Origin of the sequence: Mesorhizobium sp. YM1C-6-2 (assembly GCF_003666685.1) — a bacterium.
Taxonomy (GTDB): domain Bacteria; phylum Pseudomonadota; class Alphaproteobacteria; order Rhizobiales; family Rhizobiaceae; genus Mesorhizobium_K.
In genome coordinates this window covers 145,869-160,658 of record NZ_RCIZ01000010.1, presented here as the reverse complement: position 1 = coordinate 160,658, position 14,790 = coordinate 145,869, and the positions used below count along the sequence as shown (strand labels likewise).

Genomic DNA, 14,790 nt, shown 5'->3' with positions numbered 1-14,790 from the left:
ATCAGATAGTCTAAAGAGGGCCATTTTTCAATTGGCCCTCTCCGCGAACTCGCTGGCTACCGCAGCGCCGCCGCGATGTTGCCGCCGTCGACGGTGGTGACGTCGGCGGTAGTGCGGTCGGCGAGCGCGTGGTGCAGGAAGGCCTGCGCCACGTCCTGCGCCGTCACTTCCTGGCCGAGCAGGTTGCCGGACATGTATTCCTTTTCCGAGACACCGCGGGCGCCCGACCGATTGGCGATCATGGCGTCAGTCAGCAGACCGGAGCGGATGCGGTCGGCGTTGACCGCATTCGAGCGGATGCCGTCCGCGCCGTGGTCGAGCGCGTATTGCCTGGACAGGAACAGCGTCGCCGCCTTGGGCAGGCCGTAGGCGCCAAATTTCGGGCCGGGATTCACCGCCTGCTTGGAGGTGTTGAAGAGGAGCGCGCCGCCGGTGCCCTGCTCCTTCATGATGCGCACAGCGTTCTGCGCCGCCGACTGGTGGGCGAAGAAGTTGAGCTCGAAGCTCTTGCGCAGGAGAGCGTCGTCGATCTCGCCGATCTTGCCTTCCCACGCCGCGCCGGCGTTGGAGACGAGGATGTCGAGGCCGCCATAGACGGCGACCGCCTTGTCAAAGGCGGCGCGGACCTGCGCGGGGTCGGTGATGTCGGCGCCGACACCGATCGAATTGTTGCCGGCCTTCTTCGCCGCATCGGCCGCCTTGTCGGCGTCGAGGTCGACGACGACGACATGCGCGCCGTAGTCGGCGAAGAGCTTTGCGGTCGCAGCGCCGATCGCGCCGGCGCCGCCGGTCACCAGCATGACCTGGCCGGTCAGCGGCTTCGGCTTGTTGGAGGCGAGCTTGGCCTGTTCCAGCGACCAGTATTCGAGCGGGAAAAGATCGGCCTTCGACAGCGGCTTGAAGTCGCCGATGGCTTCGGCGCCCTTCACCGCCTCGATCCACATCTCGCCGACATCGGAGGCGATCTTCGCATCCTTCAGCGTGCGGCCGTGGCCGAACATGCCGACGCCGGGCACGAGGCTGAGGCGCGGCATCTGGTCGAGCATGGTGCGCTTGACGTCGTCGAGCGCGTCGTTGGTCTCGAAATAGGCGCGGTAATTCTTGGCGAACTGCGCGACATGCTCCTTCACGGCCTTCTTGTAGTCGTCGGGCTTGCCAGCCTCGGGCGCGGGCAGCGTCATCGGGCCGGTCTTGATGCGGATCGACAGGTCGGGCGTCGAGACGCCGCGGCCAGCCAGTTCGCCAAGCTTCGAGGACGACAGGAAGTCCAGGATCGTGTCGGACGCCCGGAAGTCGCTGATCATGCGGTCGAAACGTCCCTCGCCCTTGTCGACCGCGACCGCCCCGCGCAGCATCGGCGCGATCTCGGCCGCGGTCGCAACCTTCGCCGGCAACGCCGCCCTGGCGGGAGCCGCCTTGGCGCCCTTGGCGATGAACTCCTCGGCTTTGGTCACCGCATCGATCATGCGGTCATAGGCCTCCTTTGCCGTTTCGGCGAAGGTGAAGATGCCGTGCTTGTCGAGGATCAGGCCGACCACCGACGTATCCTGCTCGAACACTTCCGCCGCAGCCTTGGCGAGATCGAAGCCGGGCATGATGTAGGGCACGAAGCCGAATGTCTTGCCGAAGACCTTGGCGCAGATCTCCTCGCTGTCGTCCTGGTCGACGAGGCCGAGGATGGCGGTGGAATGCGTGTGGTCGACGAATTTATGCGGCAGGAAGGCGTGCAGCAGCGTCTCCACCGACGGATTGGGCGAGGACGGGTCGATCAGGTTGGCCCGCTGCAGCGCCACCATGTCCTCGTCAGACAGCCTGTCCAGCTTGCGCGCCTTGAGCAGCGCGCCGAGCTTCACGGCAGGAAGTCCCTGCGGCTCGATCACGCCCATGTCCCAGCCGCTGCCCTTGACGCAGAGTACGTCCCATTCGTCGCCGACGAGGTCGGTCGCCCTGGTCTTGACCGAGGTGTTGCCGCCGCCATGCAGGACGAGGCGCGGATCGCCGCCGAGGAGCCGCGTCGTGTAGACGCGCAGCGCGAGATCGCGCCCAACGCCCTTCGCGGCGTAGTGCTCGACCAGCTTCTCGGCCTCGGTGTCGTTCCACAGGTTTTTCATGATCTTCGTCCGGTTGTTCGATGTGTTGGGTTTGAAGGGTTTTGGCGACTGGCCGATGACGGCCGGCGCGACCTAGGATGCCTTGCGCCGGTTGGCCGCCTTCGCGTGATCGAGAAGGCGCCTGGCCATTGCGGCATTGATGACGAGATGGGTGCAGAGTCCGCCGGCGAGACCGGCGAGCAGCGGCTCGAACTTGTTTTCCTCCTGTACGACCACCAGCCGCTTGGGGATGGCGCGCAGCGAAGCAAGGTCGGCCGAGATGCAGCGGCGGTTGTAGCTGCAGTCGAGCAGCGCGCCCTTGTTGTCGATGATCTGCCCGGCGACGACGCCGGCGGCGCCCTCGCGGCGCAGCGCGTCCATCTCATCCGATGTCAGCGCGCCGCATTTTACCACATGGCTTCCGGCGTCGACCGTGCCGATCGAATAAAGCGCGAGGTCGCATTCCGAAATGCCTGCGAGCTGCTCGCGAATGACCGGCTCGCTGCGCAGGTCCTTCGCGAGTCCTTCGGTGGAAAGCACCAGCGGCGCGTAGAAATTCAGCCCCTTGGCGTTGAGCCGCCGCGCGATCTCCATCGTGCACTGGTCGGGACGGTAGGCGAAGGGCGCGCCGAGATTGCCGCAGAGCTGGACGACGGTGACGTCCTGCAGGTCGGCATAGGCCATCACGTCGGCGATCGCATAGACCGTCTGGCCCCAGGCGACGCCGATCTTGTCGCCCTTGCCGACCAGTTGCAGGAACACGCTCGCCGCCAGCACCGGAACCTCGGCGGCGGGATCGACATGATCGCCATGCGGGGCAATCCAGACGGCGTCGAGGCCGAAGGCGTCCTCGATCTCGCGTGCCGTCACGTCGTCGGTGAAGAGCTGGGTCGAGGTCGAGATGTTGACGATGCCGGTTTCGCGCGCCTTGCGCAGATACATGGCGACCGACGCGCGCGAAATGTTAAGCTGCTGCGCGACCTGGTCCTGTCTCAGGCCGTGCGCGTAATAGAGCCACGCAGCCTTGTGGACGATCTGGTCTGCCGGTCGGATTGCCATATCCGACAATAGTCACGACCATTGACAAAAGTCAATTTGACCGAGAGGGCGGTGTCTTAGTTTGAATTTTCCAAACCATCGCCGGATACCCGCACAAGCAGTTTTCCAAAATTGTTCCCCTTAAGGAGCCCGACGAAAGCCTCTGGCGCGTTCTCTAAACCGGTGACGACGTCCTCTTTATATTTTATCTGCCCACTACGAAGCCATCCAGCAACGACGCGGCGGAATTCGTCCGCTTGCGGCTCGAAATCGCCAGCCATCAACCCGCGCACCGTCAGGCGCCTGTCGAGCACGGCAAGCAACAACTCGGGGACGTGGTCCGGACCCGGCGGCAGTTCGACATCATTGTAGTGGGCAATGAGGCCGCAGACGGGTACTCGCGCAAACATGTTCAAGAGGGGGAACACCGCCTTCCAAACATGGCCGCCGACATTCTCGAAATAGATATCGACGCCATTCGGGCATGCCGCCGCCAGACGCTTTGGAAGATCGGCGGTCCGATGATCCAAAGCCATGTCAAAACCAAGCTCTTCTTCCAGATAGCGGCACTTCTCAGGACCGCCGGCGATCCCGACAACCCTGCAGCCTCGCAACTTCGCGATCTGCCCAACCAGCGAACCCACCGGCCCGGCGGCGGCCGCCACAACAAGGGTCTCACCGGGTTTGGGCTGTCCAACGGTGAGCAATCCCCCGTAGGCGGTAAGGCCAGGCATTCCGAGTACGCCAAGGGCGGTCGACACAGGAGCGAGTTCTGCGTCGAGCTTACGGAGGTTGACGCCATCGGTGACGGAGAAGCTTTGCCAGCCGGTCTCGCCGACGACGACATCGCCGACGGTCAAGGCGAGATTATTCGACTGAACGACATCGCTGACGCCCTTGGCGTACATGACCTCACCGATCTCGACGGAATAGGCATGCCCGGCATTCATGTCGTCGCGCATATAAGGATCGAGTGAGAGCCATCGCGTCTTCAACAATGCCTCTCCATTGCGAGCCAGCGGCATGGGACCCTCAACGATCCCAAAATTCTCAGGTCGAGGCTCGCCGCTAGGGCGAGAGGCAAGGACGATCTGGCGGTTGGTGGTGGCGTCTGCCATGTGAGGAATACTCCCTCTCAATGCAGCATCGGCAACTACGATTCAGGTGCTGGCCGCGACAATGGCACGACGCTAGCCCATTTCAAACGGAGACAACGCCCGGAGAGGCTACTCCCCCAGCGTCGCCACCGTCTTCAGCGCGCCGTCGAGCATGTCGCCCTTTTCGTCCTTGAGGGCGGCCTCACGCAGGCGGCGCAGCCAGTCGGCGGCGTCGGGGCGGCCCTTTAGCATCGGCAGCGCCGACAGCACGCGGTCGAACTTGGACTGCGCGCGGACGTGGGTGTCGCTGTAGCCCTTGATCAGCCGGCGCGTGTTCAGGACCTCCACCGCAAGCGCATAGTCGTCGGCGACGGTGTCGAGCGCGAGATCGTACCAGCGGTCGAGATGCGCCTGCTCGACCTTATGACGCAGCAGCGCGCGCCGCCAGCGGCGCATGCCGCCGACCAGCCACAGCATGGCGAAGCCGGTGAAACTGTCGGTGCGGATGCGGCGACCGCGGTTGATGCGGCGGTCAATGAAGGCGGCGAGCTTCGGGCGCTCCTCGATGTAGCGGCCGATCCCGGCCGGCATCGCGCCGCAGAACTCCTCGACGCGCGGGTGAAAATATTCCGTCGTCTGCAGGACGGCGTCGTCCTTCACGCCGACCTCCCGGCGCACGCGCGCGCCGCGCGTCGAGCGCGTCTTCAAATCGGCGACGCGGATCATGTCGTCGTAGCACATTGCGTTGGCGAGATGTTTCGCGGCGGCGACCGACAGCGCAAAGCCGCGCGCGGCCTTGTCGCGTTCGACCGCGCGCTCCAGCCGGTCGAGATATTCCCGGCCGTATGCCTCGTCCTGGAAGTCGACGACCTTGCGCAGGCCGCGCAGCGCCATGTCGCGGACCTCCTCCGGCAGTCGCTCGACGCGCGCCGTCAGATGGCGCCAGCCGTCAACCAGCCGGTCCGGGCCGGCAGGAGACGCAGCCGAAAGCTCCGCCTTGCGGGGCGGAGGCGCTGCCGTCTCCGCAGCCTTGTTGACGCCCCGCGCACCCTCATAGCCGCCCGCAAACGCCGCCAAACTCTGCTTCACGCCGCGTCCGGAGGTGGCGATCGTCTGCTCGTAGCTTTCGCGGGCAAAGGGCAACGCGCCCGAACCCGCCAGCGCGCCGAGCAAGCTCGCCGAAATCATCGAGCCGCTTTCCACCGCGACCTTCTCCATGTCGAAGGAGATGAAGCGTTTCGAGGCGAGTTCAGCCGTTTCACGCACCTTCGCGGACGAGGCGCGTCCGTCGCCGGGCTCGATCTTTTCGGACACGGCCGCGATGCGGTGAGACGAGGCGATCAGCGTCGTCTTCTCGGGAGTGACGAAGCCGCGCATGATGGCGCGTCCCGCCTCCATCAGCTCGGCGGCGATCAGTATGTCCACGTCGCCCTGCGAAGGCGACAGCGCGAAGATCGGCAGCCGACCGGCGCCAGGATTCAGGTCGGGGCACATCTCGATGTAGTAGATCGTCGCGCCGGTGCGCTGGGCGACGCCCGCCACCGAGGTCGACTGGGCGAGATAGCCGTTGCGCTCGGCGACGTCGACGATCCAGTCGGAGAGCACGCCGCCGCCCTGTCCGCCGACCGCCAATATGGCAAGCTTGATCATGCCGCCGTCGCCGGTCTTTCCGTCGGCGCGCGAGGATGAGGCCCTGTCAAGCATCGGCGAAGACCAGCCGGCGGCTTTCGCGCCGGCGCTGGAGGAAGCCGATCACGGCGCCGCGGGCGCGGTCGAGAAACCGATCCCAGCCGCTCGGATTGTGCACGACATCGGCGCGGTAGAAGGAGGGGCAGAGCACGGCGGCGTCCGCCACCTCGCCGCAATTGCCGCAGCCGACGCAATTCTGGTCGATATGGGCCACCGGATCGTCGCGCAGTGGGTCGTCGAGCGACTTCACCGACAGCGACGGGCAGCCGGAGAGCCGCATGCAGGCGTGATCGCCGGTGCAGATGTCCTCGTCGACGCCGAATTTCGGCTTCACCACGCGTTCGCCGTTGTTGATCGCCTTGGCGACGAGCGGCTTCTCGCGGCGCTGGCGGTTCAGCATGCATTCCGACGAGGCGACGATGACCTTCGGCCCGCTCTCCTCAGTGGTCAGCGCTTCCTTCAGCGTGGCCTGCATCTTGCCGACATCATAGGTGCGGTCGATGTGGCGCAGCCATTTCACGCCCATGCCCTCGACCGCCTTGGTGATCGGATGCTTGGTCGCCTTGGTGCGGTTGTCGGCGCGCGAGGACAGGATGTCCTGCCCGCCGGTCGCGGCCGAGTAGAAATTGTCGACGATGACGATGACGCCGTCGTTTTTGTTGAAGACGGCGTTGCCGATCGAGGAGGTCAGGCCGTTGTGCCAGAAACCGCCGTCGCCGACGAAGGAGATCGAACGCCGCTTCGCATCCGGCGAATTGAAGGCCGAGGCCGAGGCCGGGCCGAGGCCGTAGCCCATGGTGGTCGCGCCGAGTTCGAAGGGCGGCATGATCGAGAAGAGATGGCAGCCGATATCGGAGGCGATGTGGTGCTTGCCGAGCTCCTGCTCGACGAGCTTGGTCGCGGCGAAGATCGGGCGCTCCGGGCAGCCTATGCAGAAGCCCGGCGGGCGGCCCGGCACGACGCGGCTGAGGTCGGGGATCTCCTCGCCCTGCTCCTGCTTGTTGGGTGCGCGGATCTCGGCGGACAGCAGCAGCGGCGCTTCGGCGCGCAGGAAGGCGCCGAGGCCGTCGAGCATCACCTGGCCGGTGTATTCGCCGGCCATCGGCAGGTATTCCTTGCCGACCAGCCTTGTATCGCGGCCGGCCTTGTGCAGCATCGCGGCAAAGGCCTGCTCGATGTAGTTGGGCTGGCCTTCCTCGACCACCAGCACGGCGTCCTTGCCCTCGCAGAAGGACAGGAACTGGTCGTCGACCAGCGGATAGACGGCATTCAGCACGTAAAGCGGGATATCGGTCTCGCCAAAGGCGTCGGCGAGGCCGAGCCGCTGCAGCGCGCGGATGACGGCATTGTACATGCCGCCCTGCATGACGATGCCGATCGCGCCATGGTCCGGGCCGAAGAACTCGTTGATCTTGCGCGACTTTATAAAGTCGACGGCGGCCGGCCAGCGCTTCGACACCTTCTCCTTCTCGTGCAGGAAGGAGGCAGGCGGCAACACGATGCGGCCGGTGTCGCGACGCGGTGTTTCAAGCGCGTCGGCGACGGTTATGGCCGGGCGCTTGTTGTCCTTGGCTATGAACTTGCCGTGCACGTGGCAGCAGCGGATGCGGACTTCCATCATGACCGGCGTGTTCGACGCTTCGGAGAGTTCGAAACCGTCCTCCACCGCCTTGACGATCGAGGGCAGGTTCGGCCTGGGGTCGAGCAACCAGACCTGGCTCTTCATGGCGAAGGCGTGGCTGCGCTCCTGCATGATCGAGGAGCCCTCGCCGTAGTCCTCGCCGACGATCAGCAGCGCGCCGCCCGTGACGCCGCCGGACGCGAGGTTGGCGAGCGCGTCGGAGGCAACGTTGGTGCCGACGGTGGACTTGAAGGTCGCCGCGCCGCGGATCGGGTAGTGCACGGAAGCGGCAAGCATGGCGGTGGCGGTCGCCTCCGAGGCGGAAGCCTCGAAATGCACGCCGAGCTCTCCCAGAATGTCCTGCGCGTCGGCCAGCACGTCCATCAGATGGCTGATCGGCGCGCCCTGGTAGCCGCCGACATAACCGACGCCACATTGAAGCAGCGCCTTGGTGATGGCCAAAATGCCCTCGCCGGCAAACTCCTCGCCGTCGCCCAGCCTCAGCTTCTCGACTTCCTTGGCGAATGACCGTTCGGCCATTTTCTCCACTCCGTTGCCGCCGCGTCCGGCGCGGCGGTGCGTAACTCTATTTTTTCAGCATGATCTTTTCCGAAAACCGGTTCCCACTTTTCGGGATCATGCTCTAGATGTCGTGCTGGCGGATGTTTTTCAGCATCTTCTGCAGCGTCACCAGCAGCGCCGAATATTCGGCGTCGTCGATATCCTCGAACATCTGCTCGAAAGCATCATGCATGGCCGGCCAGGCGCGGTTGAACTCGGCACGTCCCTCGTCGGTGAGGAAGACCTTGCGCACGCGGCTGTCGGTCTCGCCCGGCTCGCGGCGCACCAGGCCATGCGCCTCCAGCGCATCGAGCGTGCGCGACAGCGTCGACTGCTCGATGACGGTGTAGACGGAAAGGTCGCCGACGGTGACGCCATCGGTCACCGACAGCACAGCCAGCGTGCGCACCTGCGGAATGGTGCGGTGCTGTCGGCGAAGATCGTCGCGCAGCGTGGCGTTGTAGCGGCCCATGATGCGGTTCATCAGATAGGGCGCGAACTGTTGCAGCCCGATCTGGCCCAAGGTCGAGATGCGCTCGCGCTTTTGCTGGACTTTCTGGTCCATCACAGCCTCTGCCCCAGGAGGAAGCCCGAGCCGCCACCGAGCCCCGCGCCCGGATGGGTCGACGCACCGATGTGATAGAGGCCCTTGATCGACGTCTCGTGGTTGCGGCTCCACTTGAACGGCCGCCAGAGGAAGGACTGATCGATGGCCGACGAGCCACCATAGGGGTCGCCACCGACGAGGTTGACGTTCATCGCCTCGAGATCGGCGGGCGAATAGGCACGGCGGCCAAGCACGGTGGATGAGAAGCCGTCGATGTGAGAAGCGAGGATCGCCTCGGCGCGGTCGGCATAGGCCTCGCGCAGCTCCTCGGTCCAGTGCCCGTCGGCGGGTACGGCGAGCTTGCCCGCTGCGTCACCCTTGATGTGACGCGGCGCTTCCGGAAGCTGCAGCCAGAGGATCGCCTTGCCGGGCGGGCAGCGCGACGGGTCGAGCGCGTGCGGCTGGCCGACGCAGATGGTCGGAACTTCTGGCAGCATCCCCCGCGCGGCCTCGTTGCAGGCTTTCGACACCCCATCGAGGCCCGGCGTCAGGTGCAGCAGCGCGACCTCGCCAAGCGACGCGTCGGGCCAGACCGGCGGCCGGTCGAGCGCGTAGTGGATCTGGAAATTGCCCTTGCCGTATCGGTACTTCTTGGTCGCGTCGAGATCGGCCTCGGGCGCGGCCTGGCCGAGCAGGCGCTCGTAAAGCTGCGTCGGGGTGACCGAGCAGATGACGCTCTTCGCCGCCCTGACGGTTTCACCCGATGTCAGGGTGACGCCGATGGCGCGGCCATCCTCGACGATAACAGAAGCGACGTCGGCCTCCGTGCGGATCACGCCGCCCTTCTCCGTGATGAGCGCCTCGAAGGCGGCGAGCAGGTTTTTTGCACCGCCCTTGACGACAGGCGCGCCGGCGGCCTCCAGCGCGAAGGCAATGACCTTGGCGATCTGGCCGGAGAACGCATCCTCGGGACCGAGGCCCGCATGCAGCACCCAGGGCGCCCAAAGCGCGCGGGAGAGGTAGGATTGGTAGGACGTCTCCAGCCAGCCGCGCGCCGGAACCAGAGCCTCGCCAAGAAAGGCGGCGAGGTTGCGCGGCTTCCTGCGCCAGGCTTCGCCAGCGAGCAGCTTGAAGGTCGGATATGTCCACAAGCCGCCGCCGAGCAGGCCGAACAGCAGCCCGGCGTTCTTCTCGATGTCGCCGACATCGGCGGCATATTGCGCACCGTCGTCCTTGAAGGCGGCGATGTTGGCCGGGCGGTCCATGCGCTGGACAAGATGGCTGCCGTCGGGACGCAGCACGCCGGTCGGGGCCTTAGCGTTGCAGAACTGCAGCCCGTGGCGGCCAAGGTCGGCGGCGAGCGCCGCATAGGCGGGCGAGGTGATGAACAGGACAAAGGTCGTCGCCATCACGTCGTGGACGAAACCGGGCGCGATGATCTCATCGGTGCGGATGCAGCCGCCGATGCGGTCGTTGCGCTCCAGCAGCAGCACCTTGCCGCCCTTGTTGCCAAGGACGGCGGCGCAGACCAGCGCATTGATGCCGCTGCCGACGATGATGTGATCCGGGGCGGTCATGCGAGCATCGCCTCCGCTTCCGCGACCGCCCTACTTCCTCGGCACCAGCGCAAGCGCGCGGATGGGGCTGCCGGTGCCCTTCTGGATCTTCAGCGGCGCGGCGATCAGGACCGCGCCCTTGGGCGGCAGCTTGTCGAGGTTGCAGAGGCTGGCGAGGCCATACTTGTTGGCCTTGTGCATCAGCGTGTGGGCCGGGAACGGCGGCTCCATGCCGCCCGCCGCGCCGGCGTCGGTGCCGATCGTCTGCGAGCCCCAGCCGGCGACGTCCTTTTCGATCAGGTAGATGATCGCCTCGGCCGTCGGGCCGGGCGTATGCGGGCCTGTCTCGTTGGCGTTCAGGAATTCGGCCTCCGAATTACCGAAACGGTCCCAGTCGGTGCGCATCACCACCCATTCGCCCGGGTTGATCGCGCCGTGCTTGGCTTCCCAGTCCTTGATGTGGTCGACGGTGAGCAGGAAGTCGGGATCGGCGGCTGCTTCCTTGGAGAAGTCGAGCACGTTGACCGGGCCGACCAGCTTCTGCACGGGCAGCGTGTCGGTCGAGCCGTCCGGGTAGTCCTTGCCCGATATCCAGTGGTGCGGCGCGTCGAAGTGGGTGCCGGAATGCTCGCCGAGCTTCAGCCAGTTCCAGGCCCACCACGGGCCGTTCTTGTCATAGGCCGAGATGGTGTGGATTTCGACCTTGGGCGTGTCGACCGCGAGTTCCGGCGGCAGCTTGATCAGCGGGGTGTCGGGCCCGAGGACGGTGGTGAGATCGACCACCTCGATGCCGCCCGAAAGAAGCTGGCTGGCGAATTCGCCGAGAAGTTTCTGCGTGTCCATGTGTTTCCCCTTGGTCGTTTGCGTCTCGCGGCTCTATCGGCCCTCAATATGCTACTAGACGAAAACATATGCATCTGCAATTATCTTTAAGCCTAAAGGAAATTGGGGAGGGGCAGTGAGCGAGTTCGACGCCATATTCGTCGGTGCCGGCCACAACAGTCTGGCCTGCGCGGCGCATTTGGCGCTCAAAGGCTGGAAAACAGCGGTCTTTGAACGAAATCCCGTCAGCGGCGGCGCCGTCCAGACTCGCGAAGTGACGCTGCCGGGCTTCCGCCACGACCTCGGCGCGATGAATCTGAGCCTCTTCGCCGGTTCGGCTTTTCACAAGAAATATGCAAATGAATTGAAAGCGGCGGGCCTGGAGTTCGCTCCGGTGGCCGACTGCTTCGCCTCCGTCTTCCCCGACGGGCGCTGGTTCGGCGTCAGCACCGACATCGAGAAGACGGCGGTCCGGCTCGCAGGATTCTCAACCGAGGATGCCGATACATGGCGGCGTCTCGTCGGCGGTTTCATGGGCGAGGCAGAACATCTCTTCCGCCTGCTCGGCTCGCCGATGAGCGGCCGCGCGCTCGCCGGCACAGCCTGGAACCTCTGGCGCAAGAAGGGCGTTTCCGGCGCGCTCGACACCGGCAAGCTTCTGCTCTCCTCGCCGCGCGCATGGCTCGACGAAACCTTCGCCTCGCCTGAGGTCAAGGCGACGCTCGCCGCCTGGGGCATGCATCTCGACTTCGCCCCCGACATCGCTGGCGGCGCCGTCTTCCCCTATCTCGAATCCATGGCCAACCAGAGTTTCGGCATGGTGCTCGGCAAGGGCGGCGCAGACACCATCATCATGGCGCTGGAGGGCCTGCTGACCGCGGCCGGCGGCAAGATTGCCCACGACGCGGAGGTCGCCGAGATTCTGACCTCCGGCGGCAAGGCGACCGGCATCAGGCTTGCCAATGGCGAGACGCACAGGGCAACGAAAGCGGTGATTGCCGGCGTCGCGCCCGGCGCGCTGCCCGGCAAGCTCCTGCCAAAGGGCTCGGGCGACGCCGGCTTCGACATGGCGATGAAGAAGTTCCGTCACGCGTCGGGCACGATGATGATCCATCTGGCGCTCGACGGCCTGCCCGACTGGAAAGCCGGCGATGAGCTGAAGAAGTTCGCCTATGTGCATGTCGCGCCGTCGCTCGACCAGATGGCGCGGACCTACCAGCAGGCCGTCGCCGGGCTGCTGCCGGACGAGCCGGTGCTGGTGGTGGGGCAGCCGACAACAGTCGATCCGTCCCGCGCGCCGGAGGGCAAGCATGTGCTGTGGGTGCAGGTGCGCGCCCTGCCGGCCGAAGTGAAAGGCGACGCGGCCGACGAGATCGCGGCCGGCCATTGGGACGCGATCAAGGAACGCTATGCCGACCGCGCCCTCCAGCTCATCGAGGCGCATGCGCCCGGACTGGCCAAGAAGATCCTGGGACGCGCGGTGTTCTCGCCGGTCGATCTCGAGCGCGGCAACCCCAACCTCGTCGGCGGCGACCAGATCTGCGGCAGCCATCACATCTCGCAGAATTTTCTCTTCCGGCCGGCGCGCGGTTACGCCCGCTGGAACACGCCCATCCAGAATCTGCATCTTGTCGGCGCGGCCACTTGGCCCGGGGCCGGAACGGGTGCAGGCTCAGGCTTCATGCTCGCCCAACAGCTCGGCGGCGCGTGATCGATCGAAGACGAGGGAGGACCATGAAACGCAAGGCAATCAACCCCGCGACACTGTATGAGTCGACGCAGTTCGGCTTCTCGCATGCGGTGGAGCAGAACGGCGGACGCACGCTTCATCTGTCGGGCCAGGTCGCCTGGAACAAGGCCGGCGAAGTGGTCGGGCCCGGCGACCTCGCCGCGCAGACCCGGCAGGCGCTGGCAAACCTCAAGGCCGTGCTGGCCGACGCAGGCGCCACGCCCGCCGACATCGTGCGCCTGCGCACCTATGTCGTCGACCATTCGCCCGACAAGCTCGGCCCGGTCATCGGCGAGATCATGGCCTTCTACGACGGCGTCGTGCCGGCAGCGAACACCTTCATCGGCGTGCAGGCGCTCGCGCTGCCCGACTTCCTCGTGGAGATCGAAGCAACCGCGGCGCTGTAGACAATCGCCGCCGGACGGCGACACATTCGGAAAAAAAGCAATCAATCTGGGGAACCAAGACATGATCAAGAACCCGAACAGACGAACAGTGCTGAAACTGGCCGGCGCCGGCGCGGCGATGGCCGGATTTTCCATCCCGCACATTGCCCTCGCGCAGGCGGACGAACTCGTCATCGCCTACAACGTCAACCTGCCCTCCTGGGACCCGACCACCGGCCCTTCGGCCGTCAACCCGACCATCCAAGGCATCTACCAGTCGGTGTTCGACCAGTTCATCCTGCAGAAGCCCGACCTCTCGCTGGCGCCCGGCCTGCTCACCGAATGGGGTTTCTCCGACGACCTGAAGACTGTGCACATGACGGTGCGCGAGGGCGTCACCTGGCATGACGGCTCGCCCTTCACGGCCGAGGACATCGTCTGGTCGCTGGAGCGCGCCGGCAAGGAAGAGACGGGCAACCCGATCCAGTTCGTCTGGAAGAACGTCAACAACTTCAAGATCGACGGCAACAAGATCACCGCCGACGTCGTCCAGTTCGACCCGACCTATTTCAAGTGGATGTCGTTCCTGACCGGCTACGTGCTGCCCAAGGCCTATTACGAGAAGGTCGGCGCGGAAGGTTTCGAGAAGGCGCCGATCGGCACCGGCCCCTACATGGTCGAGAAATTCGAGCAGAACGCCTTCGTGCGGCTGAAGGCCAATCCCAACTACTGGGGCGGCAAGCCGGCCTTCGAGAACGTGACGATCAAGTTCGTCACCGACGCGGCGAGCCGCGTCGCCGAGATCGAGTCGGGCTCCTCGCACGTCACGCTCGAAATCCCCTACGAGGAATATGACCGGCTGACCGCCAAGGACGGGCTCGCCGGCTCGGCCGAGACGGTGTCGGACATCGGCATGATCTTCTTCAACGACATCGATGTGATGAAGGACGAGAATGTCCGCAAGGCGGCCGTCATGTCGGTCGACAAGAAGCTGCTGGTCGACCGCCTGCTGCGCGGCTACGGCCTGCCGCTCGACACGCTGGAGACGCCGGAATATGAGGCCTTCGACGAGACGATCAAGGTCGAATACAACCCGGAGAAGGCGGCCGAGCTGCTGAAGGCCTCGGGCTACTCCACCGACAACCCGGTGAAGTTCACCATCCAGACAACGCGCGGCTTCAAGCCGAAGGACTACGAAATGATCCAGGCGATCGTCGGCATGTGGCGCAAGGTCGGCATCGAGGCGAACATCGAGGTCTACGAGATCGCCAAGCACTACGAGCTGCGCGCCGCCGACCAGCTCGCGCCCGCCGCCTTCTACAACTGGGGCAACTCGATCGGCGACCCGACCACCTCGACCGGCTTCGCCATGTACGGGCCGAGCCCGCACTCGGTCTGGGACGGCCAGGACGTCATCGACGCGATCAACCCGCTGTGGGGCGAGCCGGACGAGGCCAAGCGCATCGCCGGCTGGAAGGCCGTCAGCAAGCTGATCGCCGACAACGCCTATGTGCTGCCGCTGATGCAGTACGCGCAGCCGATCGTGTTTTCGGAAACCGTCAAGGTCGTGCCGCACAAATCCGGCGCGCTGCTGCCGCATCTGATGACGCCGGCCTGATGGCTGCATAAGATCAACGCGCGCCGCTCTTCCAAA

Annotated in this window: 11 protein-coding genes; 3 read left to right on the top strand and 8 right to left on the bottom strand. The window is 65.4% G+C overall.

Going from position 1 to position 14,790, the window contains the following annotated elements; genetic code table 11:
- Positions 1 to 56: 56 nt before the first annotated feature.
- From D8676_RS21650 to D8676_RS21615, 8 genes are all read right to left on the bottom strand, one after another.
- Positions 57 to 2,111: a bifunctional aldolase/short-chain dehydrogenase gene (locus D8676_RS21650; protein WP_121583177.1), complete on the bottom strand. Its 2,055-nt coding sequence runs from the start codon at positions 2,109 to 2,111 to the stop codon at positions 57 to 59.
- 72 nt (positions 2,112 to 2,183) lie between these two features.
- Positions 2,184 to 3,149 (bottom strand): sugar-binding transcriptional regulator, encoded by a 966-nt coding sequence (locus tag D8676_RS21645; protein WP_121583176.1) that lies wholly within the window; start codon positions 3,147 to 3,149, stop codon positions 2,184 to 2,186.
- A 56-nt stretch (positions 3,150 to 3,205) separates the two neighbouring features.
- Positions 3,206 to 4,246, bottom strand: coding sequence for an NADP-dependent oxidoreductase (locus tag D8676_RS21640; protein WP_121583175.1), 1,041 nt, complete (start codon positions 4,244 to 4,246; stop codon positions 3,206 to 3,208).
- A gap of 108 nt (positions 4,247 to 4,354) precedes the next feature.
- Complete coding sequence (locus D8676_RS21635; RefSeq protein ID WP_121583174.1) at positions 4,355 to 5,929, bottom strand: indolepyruvate oxidoreductase subunit beta family protein; 1,575 nt, start codon at positions 5,927 to 5,929, stop codon at positions 4,355 to 4,357.
- A complete protein-coding gene (locus D8676_RS21630; RefSeq protein WP_121583173.1) occupies positions 5,922 to 8,075 on the bottom strand; it encodes an indolepyruvate ferredoxin oxidoreductase subunit alpha in 2,154 nt (717 codons plus the stop codon). Before D8676_RS21630 ends, D8676_RS21635 begins: the two co-directional genes overlap by 8 nt.
- 103 nt (positions 8,076 to 8,178) lie before the next feature.
- Complete coding sequence (locus D8676_RS21625; RefSeq protein WP_121583172.1) at positions 8,179 to 8,661, bottom strand: MarR family transcriptional regulator; 483 nt, start codon at positions 8,659 to 8,661, stop codon at positions 8,179 to 8,181.
- Positions 8,661 to 10,220, bottom strand: coding sequence for an NAD(P)/FAD-dependent oxidoreductase (locus D8676_RS21620; protein WP_121583171.1), 1,560 nt, complete (start codon positions 10,218 to 10,220; stop codon positions 8,661 to 8,663). The genes D8676_RS21625 and D8676_RS21620 overlap by 1 nt, the downstream gene beginning before the upstream one ends.
- Before the next feature lie 30 nt (positions 10,221 to 10,250).
- Positions 10,251 to 11,042, bottom strand: coding sequence for a cyclase family protein (locus tag D8676_RS21615; protein WP_121583170.1), 792 nt, complete (start codon positions 11,040 to 11,042; stop codon positions 10,251 to 10,253).
- A 115-nt stretch (positions 11,043 to 11,157) separates the two neighbouring features.
- On the opposite strand from D8676_RS21615, the gene D8676_RS21610 reads away from it, so the two are divergent.
- The 3 genes from D8676_RS21610 to D8676_RS21600 all read left to right on the top strand — a co-directional run bounded on the left by D8676_RS21610 (position 11,158) and on the right by D8676_RS21600 (position 14,754).
- The gene (locus tag D8676_RS21610; RefSeq protein ID WP_121583169.1) at positions 11,158 to 12,732 is read left to right on the top strand and encodes an NAD(P)/FAD-dependent oxidoreductase; all 1,575 of its coding nucleotides are present in this window, start codon (positions 11,158 to 11,160) and stop codon (positions 12,730 to 12,732) included.
- A 23-nt stretch (positions 12,733 to 12,755) separates the two neighbouring features.
- Entirely contained in the window at positions 12,756 to 13,157 is a 402-nt protein-coding gene (locus D8676_RS21605) for a RidA family protein (RefSeq protein ID WP_121583168.1), read from the top strand.
- A gap of 118 nt (positions 13,158 to 13,275) precedes the next feature.
- Complete coding sequence (locus tag D8676_RS21600; RefSeq protein ID WP_121583218.1) at positions 13,276 to 14,754, top strand: ABC transporter substrate-binding protein; 1,479 nt, start codon at positions 13,276 to 13,278, stop codon at positions 14,752 to 14,754.
- Positions 14,755 to 14,790: the final 36 nt, after the last annotated feature.

Bases quoted from the DNA above. Each gene is read 5' to 3' on its own strand.
- D8676_RS21650 (WP_121583177.1), bottom strand. From the start codon at position 2,111: ATGAAAAACCTGTGGAACGACACCGAGGCCGAGAAGCTGGTCGAGCAC.
- D8676_RS21645 (WP_121583176.1), bottom strand. From the start codon at position 3,149: ATGGCAATCCGACCGGCAGACCAGATCGTCCACAAGGCTGCGTGGCTC.
- D8676_RS21640 (WP_121583175.1), bottom strand. From the start codon at position 4,246: ATGGCAGACGCCACCACCAACCGCCAGATCGTCCTTGCCTCTCGCCCT.
- D8676_RS21635 (WP_121583174.1), bottom strand. From the start codon at position 5,929: ATGCTTGACAGGGCCTCATCCTCGCGCGCCGACGGAAAGACCGGCGAC.
- D8676_RS21630 (WP_121583173.1), bottom strand. From the start codon at position 8,075: ATGGCCGAACGGTCATTCGCCAAGGAAGTCGAGAAGCTGAGGCTGGGC.
- D8676_RS21625 (WP_121583172.1), bottom strand. From the start codon at position 8,661: ATGGACCAGAAAGTCCAGCAAAAGCGCGAGCGCATCTCGACCTTGGGC.
- D8676_RS21620 (WP_121583171.1), bottom strand. From the start codon at position 10,220: ATGACCGCCCCGGATCACATCATCGTCGGCAGCGGCATCAATGCGCTG.
- D8676_RS21615 (WP_121583170.1), bottom strand. From the start codon at position 11,042: ATGGACACGCAGAAACTTCTCGGCGAATTCGCCAGCCAGCTTCTTTCG.
- D8676_RS21605 (WP_121583168.1), top strand. From the start codon at position 12,756: ATGAAACGCAAGGCAATCAACCCCGCGACACTGTATGAGTCGACGCAG.
- D8676_RS21600 (WP_121583218.1), top strand. From the start codon at position 13,276: ATGGCCGGATTTTCCATCCCGCACATTGCCCTCGCGCAGGCGGACGAA.